This is a genomic window from Candidatus Chlorobium masyuteum, from assembly GCF_011601315.1.
In the GTDB taxonomy this organism is placed as follows: Bacteria; Bacteroidota; Chlorobiia; order Chlorobiales; family Chlorobiaceae; genus Chlorobium; species Chlorobium masyuteum.
Genome location: NZ_JAAORA010000003.1, coordinates 186600 through 200302 on the forward strand (window position 1 = coordinate 186600; position 13703 = coordinate 200302).

The window sequence follows — 13703 nt, forward strand, 5'->3', positions numbered from 1 at the left end:
CATTCATGACCGGGGCAGCACGATTCTGAAAATGCTCCCCCTGTTTTCAAGACTTTCGACTTCAATAACTCCCCCGTGTGACTGGACAATCTGGTTGGCTATGCTCAGACCCATTCCGGTACCATCCTCCTTTGAGGTAAAATAGAGATTGAATATCTGAGAGCGCAACTCCTCGGGAATTCCCCGGCCGGTATCGGCAACCTCAATGAACGCATTGCCGTTGCGCTGACCTGTCGTGACGGTCACTTCCCCACCCGGCTCTGTCGCTTCGACTGCATTCCGGACAAGATTGAGCAATACCTGCTGCATTTGAGCCCTGTCGATAGCAATTTGGCAACCGGAAAAAGCTTTCAGCGTAAAGCGCACTCCCACAGTCTCGGCTTCACCCTCCAGTACGGGTCGGTATTGCGTAATAAAATCATCCAGATCTGTTGGCATCAGCATGAGCTTCGGAGGGCGGGCAAATTTCAGGAATCGCTGGATGATGGCATTGACCCGGTGTACTTCGGAAACGATAGCTCGAACCAGATGATGATACTCCTCTCTCTCTTCAGCCGGAGAAAACTCCATGTCAAGCCGCTGCCCCAGAACACCGATAGCGTTGAGCGGATTGCGGATTTCATGTGCCACCCCGGAAGCAAGTTCACCCATGGCGGTGAGTTTTTCCTGACGCTCGATCACCCGCTGCATTGAGCGCTGTACCGTCATATCCCGCAACACGACAAACGCCCCGTCAGGGTAGTTCTCCGTACCGTTGATCATACTGAAATGTCCTGCAAGGATGAATTGAGTGTTGTTGATGCGGCAATCGAACTCTTTGGTGCTTGCCGTTATCTGGCGGTTCATAAACTCCATGATCAATTTTCCACATTCGGGAAAAATAGCACTGAGAGAGTTGCCGATGGCACCGGCCCCTGTTATGTTTAAAAGTTTTTCTGCTGAGCTGTTGAGCAGGGTAATGTTCCCCCCCGTGTTTACGGCTATGACTGAATCCGCCATATTTTCGAGAATGGAGGAGGAGAAGAGCTTTTCACCAAGCAGGGCATCCTTGACCCTCAATTCATTGCGTCGTGTAAGGATAAGGTTGAATACCGCCAGACCTCCTATGGATGCAAGACCCAGAAGCAGTATAATGCGGATTTGCAGCTTCTCTGCCGCCTCCATAAACGGATCGGTTTTCAGTCCGATGCGAAGCAATCCGAACCTGCTGCCCTGGTAGAAAAACGGTTTAATCACCTCAAAAACCTGTTTGCCATTGAATGTGGTAAACCTTGTGGTCGATCTCTTCTGTTCAAAAGCTCGCGACAGGATCGGGTCAGACTGTATGGTTTCGGCTTCGGTTACATTGGAAGTCGCGGCAATGATAGCAGAGGAGTCCTGCCAGATGATATAGGCAATCCCGGCAGCATCAATACCTGTTCGCTGAATAAGTCTTCCCGGCCCGATCTGCTTCTGCATGGCGAGAAGCCTTGTTACATCAACATTGCCGACAATCGCACCACCCCGCCGTCTGGCAACGGCAACGACCAGTCGGGGCCCTTTGCCGGATTCACTCTCCCTGATTCCGAGGTTGATTACCTCTTTTTTTCCGGAAAGGATCGGCATGAGCTGACTTGCTGGTTCACAGTTCCGAAAAAGCGGTTGGTGATCGGGCGGTGTGTTCCATGCAATTCGATTACCGTTACGGTCAACAATAGTGATCCGGTACATTCCGCTTTTACCGGCAATTTCAGTAAGATTTTCGGATGTTAACGCTTTCTGGCTGTCCATGCGCTCTATCAGTCGCAACTGATCAGCAAGCCCGCCGGTGATGAGACCGTTGATCTCGTTATAGCCGATCAGTGCTGTTTCTGCGCCTTCGGTAAGAAAATGAATCAGCAGTGATGACTCCTCGTGCATCAGGTTCTCAATCTCTTCCATGCGGGCTTTATAGTGCAGAAAGGCAGTAGCGGAGAACGCCATGACCAACAAGAAAAACATCCCTGCAAGATAGTTTGGCGGGATTGGCAGCGGATGCCACTGTTGTTTGTTCCTGCGTGTCATGCGTATCGGTATTGTTGCATTACCTCATCCATCCGTCACGGTTAACTTGATGCTCCGGCAAACAAAGCAATCACCACACCAAGCCTGAAAAATCCCGGCAGCACCGCTATACATCCAAAATAGTATAGCTCCGATCACTGCCCGCCTTCAGGCACCAGTTACCCAAAGAGCCCGCGAGTTGATCATTGCATGCTATAAAACAATATCGTATTATTACTCTGACAACTATGTAATTACTACAGATCGAATCTCACTCAACCCTGAACAGTGAACTCCAATGCAGAAAAATGTTGGTCAAACAGATAAAATAATCCGGATTGTTATCGGGGTTGCCATTATTGCCGCAGGAGTCATCAATCAGTCGTGGTGGGGAGCTGTTGGCGTTATACCGCTTCTGACCGCGTTTACAGGATTTTGTCCGCTCTATACCCTGATCAAGACCTCTACCTGCGGAAGTTGCGGTTGTGGTGATAAACCAAGGGACAATAGCTCATGCAAGCCCTGAAGCGTGCATGAGGCGGACCGGGAAGAAACTTTGTGCTGCCCGTCAATCCTTGACGCATCGAACTGAAAAGCCAATATTCTTGTTGGCCATCCCTCTCCTCAGAGCCGCATCGTAGTAGCCGAGTGACCGGCCCAATGCACTGCTTGCCCCGGATTCAGTTGAAGACCATAGTCTGCTGTATTCACCCGGCGGCATAAAGTATCCGTCATTATCCCGTCTGGCTCCACCCGGAAGAGCCTCAAAGCCGCTTTTACCGGCAACACTACCCTGCTCTGCCCTCCAGAGTGTTGCCGATTTTATAGCTCCGCCGGCATTTTCACTTCCGCCAAGCAGCTCCCCGAGCTTGCTCCATTCAGCATCGGAGGCTACATGCCACCCCTTCGGGGCAAGACCTCTTGGATCTTTAACCGCATACCAGTTATAGAGTTTACCGTAGATTTTTCCATTTTCAAGCCGGTTACTGTTGTAACACCACGCTCCTGTTTTCAGAAGCGCCCACGCTTCGGGATCCTTCACTTCAGGAATTGCATCACCATTCCGGTAGTGTGCCACATCAAGATTTTTACCTGTCCATACCATCGATCCAATCTGAACAGCACTGTAGCTGTTTCCGTCCTGATCAACCACCTTTTCAGGACGGCTGCTGCAACCTGCCAGCAAAAGCAAGAGAGTAACCAATCTGGTTACAGAAAACGCCCCTGATCGGCAAAGTGTTACACCGTTACTTGTTATCACCGCCATAGTTTTAATGGTTTATAGTAGCCTCCACTGGCGAACATTCGATCACCTCTCCACGCTCATCAAGGCATGCTGTGCGGCTGCTTAAAATCTCCCGGCTTTATTATAACCGTATGACCATAATAAAGCAACCGGCCAAAAAGGTTAATGCTTGAAATCAAAATAAGTGATCCTGACGTTCCACTTTTGGCCTTCTCCGTTGAAAAGAGCGCGGGAGAAAAAAACGGATCGCGTTTACATATTTGCGAAAGGCGACGCTTTCCGCTATACTTTTGTGACAACTGTTTATTTGTTTTCAGGAGGATGTCGTTAATCATTAACTCCCGATACCATGAAAAGTTTTCTTGCTGCTGTCAAGCACGGTGAAAAGGGATTTGCGATTAAAAACTCCGTGTTTCTCCCCTTTCACTGTGAGATCATCACCATCTGGATTGGGAAGGAGATGTCGATGCTGTCAACACCTGACCAGATAACCGATCTCTGTGAATCCGGGCTTCTTGGTATCCGCACTGGGGACTCCTATACCAATCTGGTGTTCCGGAAATGGGGTAATCTCGCCAAAGAGCTGGGCCATGACAAGGGGCATATTATTCTGCAGGCGGCAGAAAAAGGGTCCGATATCTTCAACAGTGAAAATCTCCATTACATCCGCATCAGTTTTCACGATCATCAAAAAGAGCTCTCTCTGGAGATCATCGATAATCCTCTGGATCTTTAGTTTGCCATAACCGGATTCCAGGGTTCGCCCTGCATGGCATGGCCAGCGTCACATTGGCTGCCGGTAAAAAAAAGCGTAGAGAAGTAAAAATCAGCGTTATACAACCATGAAGAAACAACTGCAAGACATTATTGACCAGATCGAATCGTGCAGGTTCAAAACGGCTTATGAGGCCCTGAAAGCGATGAGTACGGACCCGTCGATTTCCGAGGAGCTTGTTGAAGTAGCTGAACTTGCAAGAATCGAAATAGGAGTAACCGAGAAACGCAAAGAGCTGGAACCGAAGGGCGGATTTTATGCAAAATGCGCGGTATTGAGGTTGCAGGGAGCTCTGGGCGATCCTGATGCCGCTGAACGGCTGCTGCTGCTGAAAGAGCAGATGAACCTTACGCTGGACGCGCAGGTAAACAGCATGAACTGACACAAAGCGCATCGCGATTCCCCGATTTGGTGCCCGAGCTTACTGCCCGGAGTTTACGCTTCCACTGCCCCCTGGCAAAGGGAAATAATCAAAAATAATTTGTAATTTTTACGATCAAGGATAAAACAAAGAACAATTTACCCTGTCAGCTGTTACCCTCTTTGTTAACCAAAAAATCAACATCATGAAAAAAGCAGCTCTTTTTGTGACCACGGTTTTCTTCGCACTCTCTCTGTTTTCACCGACGAAAACCTTCGCTGTAAAAAAAGATGATAAAAAGGTTACGGCAAAAACCGAAGTTAAGGCTGTGAAAGCTGAAGCGCCGAAACCTGCTGAAAAAGCCGCTGTTAAAGCCACCGAAAAGCCTGCCGTCAAAGCCGATAAAGTCACTACAGCCAAGCCAGTAGCAAAACCTGCCGTCAGCACTGCGGCACCAACAAAAAAAGATGGCACTCCCGACATGCGATTCAAGGCCAACAAGGAAGCAGCCAAACCTGCCGGACCGACCAAAAAAGACGGAACCCCCGACATGAGGTATAAAGCAAACCAGAAATAGATCAAGACTGCATCAAATTACAAAAGCCATCCGGGACTCTCCTTCCGGATGGCTTTTGATTTTCAGATCAGCAATTTGCTTCTTGGGACGTGCCCGTGTCTATGCGTAGACCCCGGCATTGCGTTCGGGATAGCTTTCGTAGACATGCTCGAAAAGGGCGGAGCATTTCTGGCGGTAGAGTTCCGGTGTGTAGGCTCTGGGGAGACCGTAGTCAAGGGTATCTTCGATTGCAAGTTTCAACTGTGAGCGGGCCTCGATTTTGTGGCGCCAGTTCAGTACAAGCAATCCCTTGAGTCTTGCAAGCAGTTCACGAGCAACCTTTTTGACCTCATTGCGCTCCTCTGCAGTGAGTTCTGGTGCCGGACGGGTAAGGATGTCGAGAATAACCAGCTCCTCTTCGCTCATATTTTCACGTACATGGCGCTCCTCTTCGTCGTTCATGCTTTTTGAAAGATTCACCAGCTCCTCGAACAGCTCTTCAATGTTGCGGCTTCCGGCGTTATAGCTCTATCTATCAGCTGTTCGAACTTCTCGGCAAAGTCAGCTCTTGTTCGATTCAGTCGAATCATCTTTTCGAGTTGAGCGCGAATTGCAACCTTGAGCACTTCGAGATCGCTGTTTTTGTGCTTTGACTGCTTGAATCGTGCTGCCAGCGCCTTGAAGTTGATTTTGGAGAGGTCAAGCGGAGGTGGCCCTGATTCGCGGATTGCATGGCCGGTTATAGACTGGTCGAGCAGGCTGTTTATGGCATTCATAACCTCAGAGATATCCGGAGGACGGATTATGCCAACAAAGATGTCGCGATTTTTGAAAATAATTATTCCACCATATCCGGGTTCAGCACGACTTCCCGGAGAACATTCCATTGCTTGACAGGTCTTGATCCCCATCGTTCTGGATATTCCGTATGAGCCTGACACATCGTCGCATTTCTCTGCTCAAAAATTGCTGCTGCCCGACCTGTTCGCATCTCTTCGGGTGTGATATAGCCAATCGATGAATGCAGATGTTCGGTGTTATACCAGTGTACAAACAAAGCCAGCCATTGTCGTGCATGATCCAGACTTTCAAACCGGCCGGGATAATTCACCCGGTACTTCATTGTTTTAAAGAGCGATTCGCTAAACGGATTGTCATTGCTTGTTCTTGGTCGGCTGTGTGATACTTCAACCTTGAGTTCCTGAAGCAACGCCATGAGCGTAATGCCTTTCATCGGGCTTCCATTGTCTGCATGCAGGGCTCTGATCGTTATCTTTCTGCCTTTCAGAGTTCTCTCGAACAGATCCCTGCTGTGCCTGCCGCTTTCTTCTTCATGAACAGCCCAACCGATGATATTCTTGTCGAAGATATCCATGATGACATAGGCATAGAAAAACAAACCCTTAACCGTACGGGCCATATAGGTTATGTCCCACGTGTATACCTGATTCGATGCTGTTGCCTTCTGTTCCGGCGGTTTTGCATGTCTGCTGCGCACTCTCACGTTGCTCCGATGATGCTGCAGGTTTCGTTCTTTGAGCACTCGGTAGAATGTCCGTACCGATGCCAGATAACAGCCATCATTGAGCAGCAGGGCGACAATCTCATACGGGTTCTGATCACGAAAACGCTTGTTGTTACACTGTTCTATGATTGCATCACGAATGTCCAACGAGATCTTTCTGACAACCCGTTTCTTTGATCCTTTGCGTTGATCCTGCAATGCTCCATGTTTCCATCGCTGCAGGGTTCGCAGAGAGATACCGACAACCTCGCACGCCATATGATATCTGGCACCATTGCAATGAGCTTCGTCAATCAGGGGAATGATCTCCAGCCGGTGTGCTTCGAGGATCAGTCGTCCTTTTGGCCCTCCATAAGTTCGTCCAGTTTTTTTTTCAAGAGGAGCAGGGCTGTGCTGCCTCAGCAAGGGCTTTTTCCTTTCGCTGAAGCTCCTTTTCAAGCTCTTTGTTTCTCTTCTTTAAGGCTTTAAGCTCCTGATCCTTTTTATCGTTTTTATTGTCAATCATCTCCCGGATTTCCTGATCCCAGATCGTTAAATGTTCTGAGTGCAGGCCACGTTCTCTGAGAAATCCGCCCAGTTGTTCATTATCAATGCCGGCAGCCTCAAGCACCAACTGGTATTTCTCTTTCGGGGTCATGAATCGTGGGCTGCTCTCCTGGCTGCCATCCGGTAAGATACCCGATTCACTCTTCTTGATCCAATTCCGGATTGTCTGATCATTAATGCCGGTTTCTTTGCTTACCTCGACGATACTTCGCGCTTCAGGCGGCAAGACTTTTTTCAGTACACTTGACCTCACTGCTCGGGAATATCCCATAATTCGCCTCCTCGGTTGAAGCGACATCTATATTAACACATAGGGGAGGATTCGGATTAAGCTTGGTGCGGATCGCTTCAGCAAGTGTCGCCAGGCAAACTCTGCTTTGCTGGGTAGGGTTTCACAAAACCTTTAAAATCGGATGCTATCAACGTTCAAACTCTGAAAGGTGCAGTCCAGCGCTCTGCAATCCTTCGGCACACATCTCATCGATCAAATTTAAAGCCCGCTTTCGCATTGGCATGGCTTTCAACTGAGCATAAGCGCGAAAAACAAGCTTTCCAACAGTCATTTCATCCCCAGCTATTGACGTACGGATGTCCCGTGCTTGCTCTGAACATTTCGCCACGAACATTTCGCAAATATCGAGAATTGCTTCCGGTACACGCTGACGAGTCGCTTCAAGCGCATGCAGCAAGAAAGTAGGTTCTTCGACAAAAGATTGGCTGACCAAAAAAGAAGTAATTAACTCATTATAATCAGCAAGTGATAGTTCTGGATCGTGCCATAAAATCCAAAAACAACGAGCAGCTTCTCGCCGAACGATTTCATCTCTATCATTAAAAAGTCGTAACAAGGCCATTTCACACCATGACCGGCAATTTATCTGGGTAAGGTTTTGTCTCGCAATCTGCGCTGCTCCAAGGCGAGAAGAAGAATTGCCCATCAAAGCTAATTCTGAAAGCTCATCAAGACTCGGATGATAGATTCGTGCCAAACAGGCCAATCTTCCACCAGCCTGCATTGCCTCCTTGTTTTCCGAAATAAGCATTCGTTCAATAATATCACGCAAGTCACCCGCATACTGTTTCAAACATTGAGCTAAAAAGCGTTCTACGTGGGGCACAGTCAAAAGAATATCATCAGCGTCAAGAAGTTGTTTAAATAACACTATAGCACCCACTGGATCATGCTCCGCAACAGCAAGAATTGTGGACGCCGAACAAGCTCGAACGGCGAGGCTTGGATCGCAGACACACAGCTCGATCGTGTGTTCGAACACCGTCAAGTATTTTGTGTCATAAAATATCAGACCACTAATCACGCCAAGAGCATGTCCACGAACTGAGTTTATTCCCCTGAGTAACAAATCATCTTCATTCGTATCACTCGGCTCTGGATCAGGATGCTCCGTCGCCATCGTTTGAATAAAGTGGATTGCATCATCGGGAAGAAAGATCCCTACGATTGTTCCAAGCAAGTCAAGAGCAGCCTTTAGACTCTCTGTATGTCCAGAGTGAAATACACGTCGTGCTCCCTCAATTTTAAGTAGTGGATCAACAGAATCTTGCTTCAGCCCATATAGGACATTCATGAAATAGCTCGCGTTAGTATTCTGCGGAAACCGGAGCGCGAGGAGTGCGAACCGAGCCGGATTCTGAACAACGAATTCTCGCAAAAGAATAGCCAACTCGGATGCACCACCTTGCTGTGAGTGTTCAAAGTCGAAGTCTCTCTCTTCATTGTTATACTTCGCAATAGCTTGCAGCCATTGTTCATCAGACATATCTTGCGCTTTCTCTTTAGGAATTGGCGAGACGTCACCACAACAGCGAGGAGTAATTGATGTCTTTGGACAATCGCCGAACTTCACCTGCCACTCGGCAAGCTGAGAGCGCAATTCAGCACTAATTCGGCATGGAGCAAGTGCCGAAGCTAACTCATAAGCTGATTGTCCTTGATATGGTAACCCCTCAGTAGAAAGTTCATAGTGTGAAGTGAATGAAAGAATCGCTTTCTCAACTTTTTGAAAGCATTCCTCAGAGCAATATGTGGAACACTTTTCAACGAGGGTGCGAGTAGCCAAAATTGGATTATTCGAAAACCCGCAATGAAAACGTTCCGGTTCATCTGCCAGCAGATTCATTGCCTCCTCTGCAAATATCTTCGGTGCAGCAAGAAGGGCCGTCAAGAGAAAATTGTTGGCAACATACAGTCGGCTCTGACTAAGCGAGGTAATCAAAGGCCTTAAAGATTCAGGATTGGTGGAACCAATTTGCTCAATCGCCATTTCACATGACTTGAGATATGCTTCTTTGAGAGTGATGTACTCAAAACTGAAACGCATTGACCAGATTCTATCCCGCAATAAGCCACCATGATCAGCATTCTTGAAGGATTCAGATGCACGAAGGATGGCAGGCAACAGATGTTCAAGAAAACTTTGCGGTGCCGCTGTTGCACATTTTATAAGGTTATCTCCACCAAATTGATCTTCAAGTCGCAAATATTGTTTTTCTCCTTCCGAAACAGAAATTTGAGCAATGACAACTTGGCGGTCAAGCCAATGTGCCGCAACTTCCGCATACCACGCTGCCCGATCTTTCGCAAGGCTGTAAAGAATACTCCAGAATGTAGAGTTTGATGCAATCGGACCACGTGCATTATCGAGCGTTCCATCGTCCAAAAGCTGCAAGAAAAGATCAAATAAACGCCGACTCTTGCCAAGATGCCCCCCTACCCATTCCATAATGTAGCGAAGCCGATTTTTCCACCTGTCAACTCGTCCAACAAACGGTTCAAGCAACTCAGCCACACGGTCACCATGAAATTCTGATTGTCGACGCAAATAAAAAGCCATCTGGTCTTCCAGCCACTCCTCTCCAGATACGAGCCAACTTGTGATATATCCAAGCCTGTCAGCCACATCGAATAAAGTGCGAGAACCAATGAAAGCAGCCAATGCACGGGTAGCGATTCTATTATTATTTTGAACGCTACTCCGGCGAATCGCAAACTCAGTTTCCAAATATGGCAAAAGAACGTTGAACTCCTCATCTTGTGGGTCGGGAAAAGCCGCGATAAGCTCCAGTACAAGCAACTTCAAATGCGATCGGATATGAGGACTGGCAAGCGCCTGTCCGGTGTTATTAATGTATCGAGAGAAGTCATCGTCCCGCAAATAAACAAGAACTTGCCGCAACTGTGCTCGGCGAAACAGCTCCTGTTGGTCGTTCTCTAAAATCGCAACAAATTCAATATCACCAGCAGCGACATTCCGGGCAAAACAGTAATCGAAGAAACTTTCATGGCCAAACCCATAACGTTTTCCCTCAACGCTAAGTACCCCTTCAGCAACCATCACGTCGAGAAACTCCGGTGAAAATTCATCCAGTCTCCCTTTTGGCACAGAAAGCTCCTCACTCAGGCTCATCACTTTCGTGAGTTTTGCAATAACTTCCCCCCACTGCGCTGAATCTTGTGTCCGTCGCTCATTAACTGCGCGGCGTTTGGTATCCCAATACCGGTCGAAAAGCTCCTTTTGGGTAATAAAAGTTGGTGCGTTTTCTTTCCCTAATCCTGAGTCAATAAACAAAGCAAGATTCTGCGGAAGCCTTAGAAGATCGATTTGTTTGGTAGTAAGTTTTGCGGGCTCGCCTCCATCAGCCTGAATTTCATTCCTAACTTCTTCATCAGACAGAAGATCTAACAAAACTGGAGATTCGTTCGCTGGCAATAGCCTTCTTATTCTGCTGTCATTATCGAAGTCAAACTGTCGGCAGGCCATCAAGAGATGAATCTGGCGCGATACACGCATACCCCGTACCTCCTCGGCCAAGGCCGCAACAACTTCAAAAAAGTCTGGATGCCTGCCAGAGGTTGCGCTGACAAAATCAAGTTGATCAATTAAAAGAACTACTGCTTGACCAGGATTACACTGCGAAAGCACGATCGCTGGAGATTCGGGAAGATTAAGTTTCTGGCCAAGTGCTTCGGTAGATGCAACGGGTTCAATGCGATCAAGGCGAAAGGCAAGAACGGGAATACCGATGGCAACCAACCCCTCAACCACCTGCAATAAACCAGCACTTTTCCCTCCACCTGCAGAAGCTGTAACCAGTATATCAAGGGATCGCTCGCTGGATTTAATCTTCTCAAAAACATCCGTTGCGGTTTGGCGCGTTATACTCCTTCCTCTGATAAGCTTGGCTCGCTGCCCTGCGATATAGGTCTTAGTTATGCTTTGCAAGGAGTCGCGAAGCTCTTTGCTAACAGGCAATGAGCGCGTAGTAATGCCATGTGATTCGAGATGTTTGAGGATATCGTCTGCTGTTAACTTTCGATGGACGCTTGAGGTGTAAAGATCCCGCAGGATAGCAAGTGCTGTTTGAGGAAACCCCGTGAACGATGCTTTGAATATCGGAATCAAAAGTAATTCAAGAGTTGATTCGCGGGCACCTTCTACATTTACTTGGCGCAAAAAAGCAAAGACATCCTTGCTCTCAGAAGCACCTAAATACTTTTCAAGCTCATCAAAAGGTTTTTTCCAACACGCAGCAGCAAGAAACTTATATTGAAACTCTGACCAGTCCTGCGCATCTCGTGCATTTTCCGAAAGTCCTCGAAGATCAGGCGCATCAGTGATGGACGCGAAAACACATGATTCACCAGCATTGGCACGCTGCCAAAAAAATTTAAGAATTCCTTCCGTTTTAAGGAGTTTGAGTGACCAAGTCTTTTGGCTTAGAACTTGCCGCTTAGCCTGCCAGTGTTCCTTGATTCCAGCGCTCTCAAGATAGAACTCAGCACCATCAGTCCCCGGTTCCTCAATGCGGATAGCATCAGCTTGACCTCCAAGCACCTTACTCATTCCAACGACACCCCAGAGCGCTTCGTGTATGTTGCCAAATTTATCTGCGGGACCGCCCGGTAGAGTGCTCATATTATTCCGGGATGCCTGAGTTTATAACTGAAGCACTGAAAAAAAAGATCAGAAAAATAAGGCCAAGAACCGGAGCGGAGTACTCCTGCGCCTTCAGGCCGGAGTTGGCACGGTACTGATCGGCAGCAGCCCATAAACGTTTTTCAAGTGCGGAGGTAGCTGTATCTTTTTCGGCAGGGGCAATCCAGTGCATGGTGTCTCGAATCAGTTTGCAGTGACGGGCGGCTAAAAGAGCCGCAAACATATCAATAGGGCTTCTTCTCTCCTTTTGAAAGTATAACAAACTATTTCAGGCCATCAAAGAAAACCTCAACCGATAACACACAGGAACTACACAGCAAACCACACCAAAACCTTACAGTAGCGTTTAACAGCAAAGACAAAACATTCTGCGCCTTTTTCCTTAACCCGGTACTTCTGAAGACAACAGGTGGGGTAACCTGCAACTCTGGCAGTGACTCTGGCTGTTGCCTACTGGTGCCGTGACTTGTCCGGTGACCTGGTCCCGACTGGGCCCTTGACTGGGCTTGAACAGGGAGATGTTGAATTCCTATATGCTCCCTGCTTGTGCGGTACATGTGCGGCGCATATCTGTAGCTTGCGGGGTACATGACTGGTACATGTCGGGTGCTTGCGGAGAGTGCTGAACCGGAGGGGCATTCCTTACGAAAATTCCTGGTCGAGACGTTCCTTGAGAAACATCTTCAGGAGCGACTGGTAAGGTACATCGCGCTCATTGGCAAGCACCTTGAGATGATTGAGCATCGGTTCCGGCAACCGGAGTGATATGGTTTTCATGGTTGGCTTCAGATTCGGAAACAGTGCCTTTCCGGCCTTTTTCCAATCCACGAATTCAGTTGAATCATGTATTGACCAGAACTCCTGCTCCTCCGCTTCACTCCTGAATTCAGGTATCGCTTTTTTCCCGTTTTTCATAAATATCCTGCTCATTTTTGTTCATACTGCGTGCCGAAATAACTCTTATCTGATCTTTACGCACAGTAAAAACCAGAAAAAGAGGTTTTCCTCTCTCCGTTTTACCCAATGCAAAAAAACGTTTTTCCAATCCAGAATGTTTTTGATCATCAGCCACGACCAAAGGCTGATTAAAAAAAATCTCTTCACATTCAGACATTGATACCCGGTGTTTCTCCCAGTTCTTGGTCGAATTTCCCTTGTCCCACTGAAATCCAGAGATACCTTCAAAAATGGTCATAGAAATATTGTATATTTTTGCAATATACGGAACACTGCGAATTCAGCAAAGCGCATGAGTCAGATATCAAGCCAACAAATGTTCACCGATTATTCTGTGAGCCCGAGGGAACGTTCATGATTTTCTGTATTTGCTACCAATGTTTCGCCCCCAGAGGAGCCTGAACAGGGAGATTTTGAATTCCGATACGCGCCTTGCTTGCGGGGTACTTGCGGGGTGCTTGCGGGGCACCTTGTTCAACTTTCATTCCCGTCATTCCTCGGTTAGCTCGCTCAAGCCGTCAGGATTTTTCAACGACTTCTTTTCTTCAGACTCGAGACGGCGTTCAACCTTCTTTACATCTTCAGCAGGTGGAAGCGATTCCGGGCGGATGCCCCGTTCGAGCAGTGTGTTCCGCACAGCCTTGTTGTTGGTGATGTGCTCTGTAGAAATTTGCCCCTCACTTTTCAATCCATGTTCACGTGCATTGAAGATGGTAATTTCAGTCGCGAAGTCTTTGGCTTTCAGGATCAAGGTTTCATT

General features: G+C 47.7%; 15 protein-coding genes and 1 pseudogene. 4 read left to right on the forward strand and 12 right to left on the reverse strand.

Annotated elements, in window-relative coordinates; genetic code table 11:
• Window positions 1-3: 3 nt before the first annotated feature.
• Window positions 4-2043, reverse strand: coding sequence for a sensor histidine kinase (locus G9409_RS07440; RefSeq protein ID WP_166808172.1), 2040 nt, complete (start codon window positions 2041-2043; stop codon window positions 4-6).
• Between the two features lie 277 nt (window positions 2044-2320).
• Between G9409_RS07440 and G9409_RS07445 the strand changes: the two genes are divergently transcribed.
• Window positions 2321-2548, forward strand: a complete 228-nt coding sequence (locus G9409_RS07445; RefSeq protein WP_166808173.1) for a YgaP family membrane protein — start codon at window positions 2321-2323, stop codon at window positions 2546-2548.
• A gap of 42 nt (window positions 2549-2590) precedes the next feature.
• Here G9409_RS07445 and G9409_RS07450 read toward each other — a convergent pair whose 3' ends face one another.
• Window positions 2591-3289, reverse strand: a complete 699-nt coding sequence (locus G9409_RS07450) for a fibrobacter succinogenes major paralogous domain-containing protein (protein ID WP_166808174.1) — start codon at window positions 3287-3289, stop codon at window positions 2591-2593.
• Between the two features lie 59 nt (window positions 3290-3348).
• Window positions 3349-3603, reverse strand: coding sequence for a hypothetical protein (locus G9409_RS07455; RefSeq protein ID WP_166808175.1), 255 nt, complete (start codon window positions 3601-3603; stop codon window positions 3349-3351).
• A gap of 14 nt (window positions 3604-3617) precedes the next feature.
• Between G9409_RS07455 and G9409_RS07460 the strand changes: the two genes are divergently transcribed.
• The 3 genes from G9409_RS07460 to G9409_RS07470 all read left to right on the forward strand — a co-directional run bounded on the left by G9409_RS07460 (window position 3618) and on the right by G9409_RS07470 (window position 4981).
• Window positions 3618-4004, forward strand: a complete 387-nt coding sequence (locus G9409_RS07460; RefSeq protein ID WP_166808176.1) for a hypothetical protein — start codon at window positions 3618-3620, stop codon at window positions 4002-4004.
• A 106-nt stretch (window positions 4005-4110) separates the two neighbouring features.
• Entirely contained in the window at window positions 4111-4425 is a 315-nt protein-coding gene (locus G9409_RS07465; protein WP_166808177.1) for a hypothetical protein, read from the forward strand.
• 184 nt (window positions 4426-4609) lie between these two features.
• Window positions 4610-4981, forward strand: a complete 372-nt coding sequence (locus G9409_RS07470) for a hypothetical protein (protein WP_166808047.1) — start codon at window positions 4610-4612, stop codon at window positions 4979-4981.
• Window positions 4982-5080: 99 nt separating this feature from the next.
• Here the strand turns inward: G9409_RS07470 and G9409_RS12105 are convergent, their stop codons facing one another.
• From G9409_RS12105 to G9409_RS07510, 9 genes and pseudogenes are all read right to left on the reverse strand, one after another.
• On the reverse strand, window positions 5081-5440 hold the full coding sequence (locus tag G9409_RS12105; RefSeq protein ID WP_328700122.1) for a type I restriction enzyme endonuclease domain-containing protein: 360 nt from the start codon (window positions 5438-5440) through the stop codon (window positions 5081-5083).
• Window positions 5437-5736, reverse strand: coding sequence for a hypothetical protein (locus G9409_RS12110; protein WP_268896865.1), 300 nt, complete (start codon window positions 5734-5736; stop codon window positions 5437-5439). Before G9409_RS12110 ends, G9409_RS12105 begins: the two co-directional genes overlap by 4 nt.
• 62 nt (window positions 5737-5798) lie before the next feature.
• Complete coding sequence (locus tag G9409_RS07480; RefSeq protein ID WP_235923264.1) at window positions 5799-6890, reverse strand: IS3 family transposase; 1092 nt, start codon at window positions 6888-6890, stop codon at window positions 5799-5801.
• The gene (locus G9409_RS07485) at window positions 6859-7302 is read right to left on the reverse strand and encodes a transposase (RefSeq protein ID WP_235923265.1); all 444 of its coding nucleotides are present in this window, start codon (window positions 7300-7302) and stop codon (window positions 6859-6861) included. The genes G9409_RS07480 and G9409_RS07485 overlap by 32 nt, the downstream gene beginning before the upstream one ends.
• 148 nt (window positions 7303-7450) lie before the next feature.
• Window positions 7451-11965: an NACHT domain-containing protein gene (locus tag G9409_RS07490; protein WP_166808178.1), complete on the reverse strand. Its 4515-nt coding sequence runs from the start codon at window positions 11963-11965 to the stop codon at window positions 7451-7453.
• Between the two features lies 1 nt (window position 11966).
• On the reverse strand, window positions 11967-12158 hold the full coding sequence (locus tag G9409_RS07495) for a hypothetical protein (RefSeq protein WP_166808048.1): 192 nt from the start codon (window positions 12156-12158) through the stop codon (window positions 11967-11969).
• Window positions 12159-12628: 470 nt separating this feature from the next.
• Window positions 12629-12901, reverse strand: a complete 273-nt coding sequence (locus tag G9409_RS07500) for a BrnA antitoxin family protein (RefSeq protein WP_166808179.1) — start codon at window positions 12899-12901, stop codon at window positions 12629-12631.
• Window positions 12873-13181, reverse strand: a complete 309-nt coding sequence (locus G9409_RS07505) for a BrnT family toxin (RefSeq protein WP_166808180.1) — start codon at window positions 13179-13181, stop codon at window positions 12873-12875. The genes G9409_RS07500 and G9409_RS07505 overlap by 29 nt, the downstream gene beginning before the upstream one ends.
• 252 nt (window positions 13182-13433) lie before the next feature.
• A pseudogene (locus tag G9409_RS07510) lies at window positions 13434-13697 on the reverse strand (DNA damage-inducible protein D); the annotation flags it as partial.
• Between the last annotated feature and the right edge of the window lie 6 nt (window positions 13698-13703).

What these genes read in the sequence shown, in the direction of transcription:
- G9409_RS07440 (WP_166808172.1), bottom strand. Translation starts at nt 2,043, where the DNA reads ATGACACGCAGGAACAAACAACAGTGGCATCCGCTGCCAATCCCGCCA.
- G9409_RS07490 (WP_166808178.1), bottom strand. Translation starts at nt 11,965, where the DNA reads ATGAGCACTCTACCGGGCGGTCCCGCAGATAAATTTGGCAACATACAC.
- G9409_RS07450 (WP_166808174.1), bottom strand. Translation starts at nt 3,289, where the DNA reads ATGGCGGTGATAACAAGTAACGGTGTAACACTTTGCCGATCAGGGGCG.
- G9409_RS07470 (WP_166808047.1), top strand. Translation starts at nt 4,610, where the DNA reads ATGAAAAAAGCAGCTCTTTTTGTGACCACGGTTTTCTTCGCACTCTCT.
- G9409_RS07505 (WP_166808180.1), bottom strand. Translation starts at nt 13,181, where the DNA reads ATGACCATTTTTGAAGGTATCTCTGGATTTCAGTGGGACAAGGGAAAT.
- G9409_RS07445 (WP_166808173.1), top strand. Translation starts at nt 2,321, where the DNA reads ATGCAGAAAAATGTTGGTCAAACAGATAAAATAATCCGGATTGTTATC.
- G9409_RS07485 (WP_235923265.1), bottom strand. Translation starts at nt 7,302, where the DNA reads ATGGGATATTCCCGAGCAGTGAGGTCAAGTGTACTGAAAAAAGTCTTG.
- G9409_RS07465 (WP_166808177.1), top strand. Translation starts at nt 4,111, where the DNA reads ATGAAGAAACAACTGCAAGACATTATTGACCAGATCGAATCGTGCAGG.
- G9409_RS07460 (WP_166808176.1), top strand. Translation starts at nt 3,618, where the DNA reads ATGAAAAGTTTTCTTGCTGCTGTCAAGCACGGTGAAAAGGGATTTGCG.
- G9409_RS07495 (WP_166808048.1), bottom strand. Translation starts at nt 12,158, where the DNA reads ATGCACTGGATTGCCCCTGCCGAAAAAGATACAGCTACCTCCGCACTT.
- G9409_RS12110 (WP_268896865.1), bottom strand. Translation starts at nt 5,736, where the DNA reads ATGAATGCCATAAACAGCCTGCTCGACCAGTCTATAACCGGCCATGCA.
- G9409_RS07500 (WP_166808179.1), bottom strand. Translation starts at nt 12,901, where the DNA reads ATGAAAAACGGGAAAAAAGCGATACCTGAATTCAGGAGTGAAGCGGAG.
- G9409_RS07455 (WP_166808175.1), bottom strand. Translation starts at nt 3,603, where the DNA reads ATGATTAACGACATCCTCCTGAAAACAAATAAACAGTTGTCACAAAAG.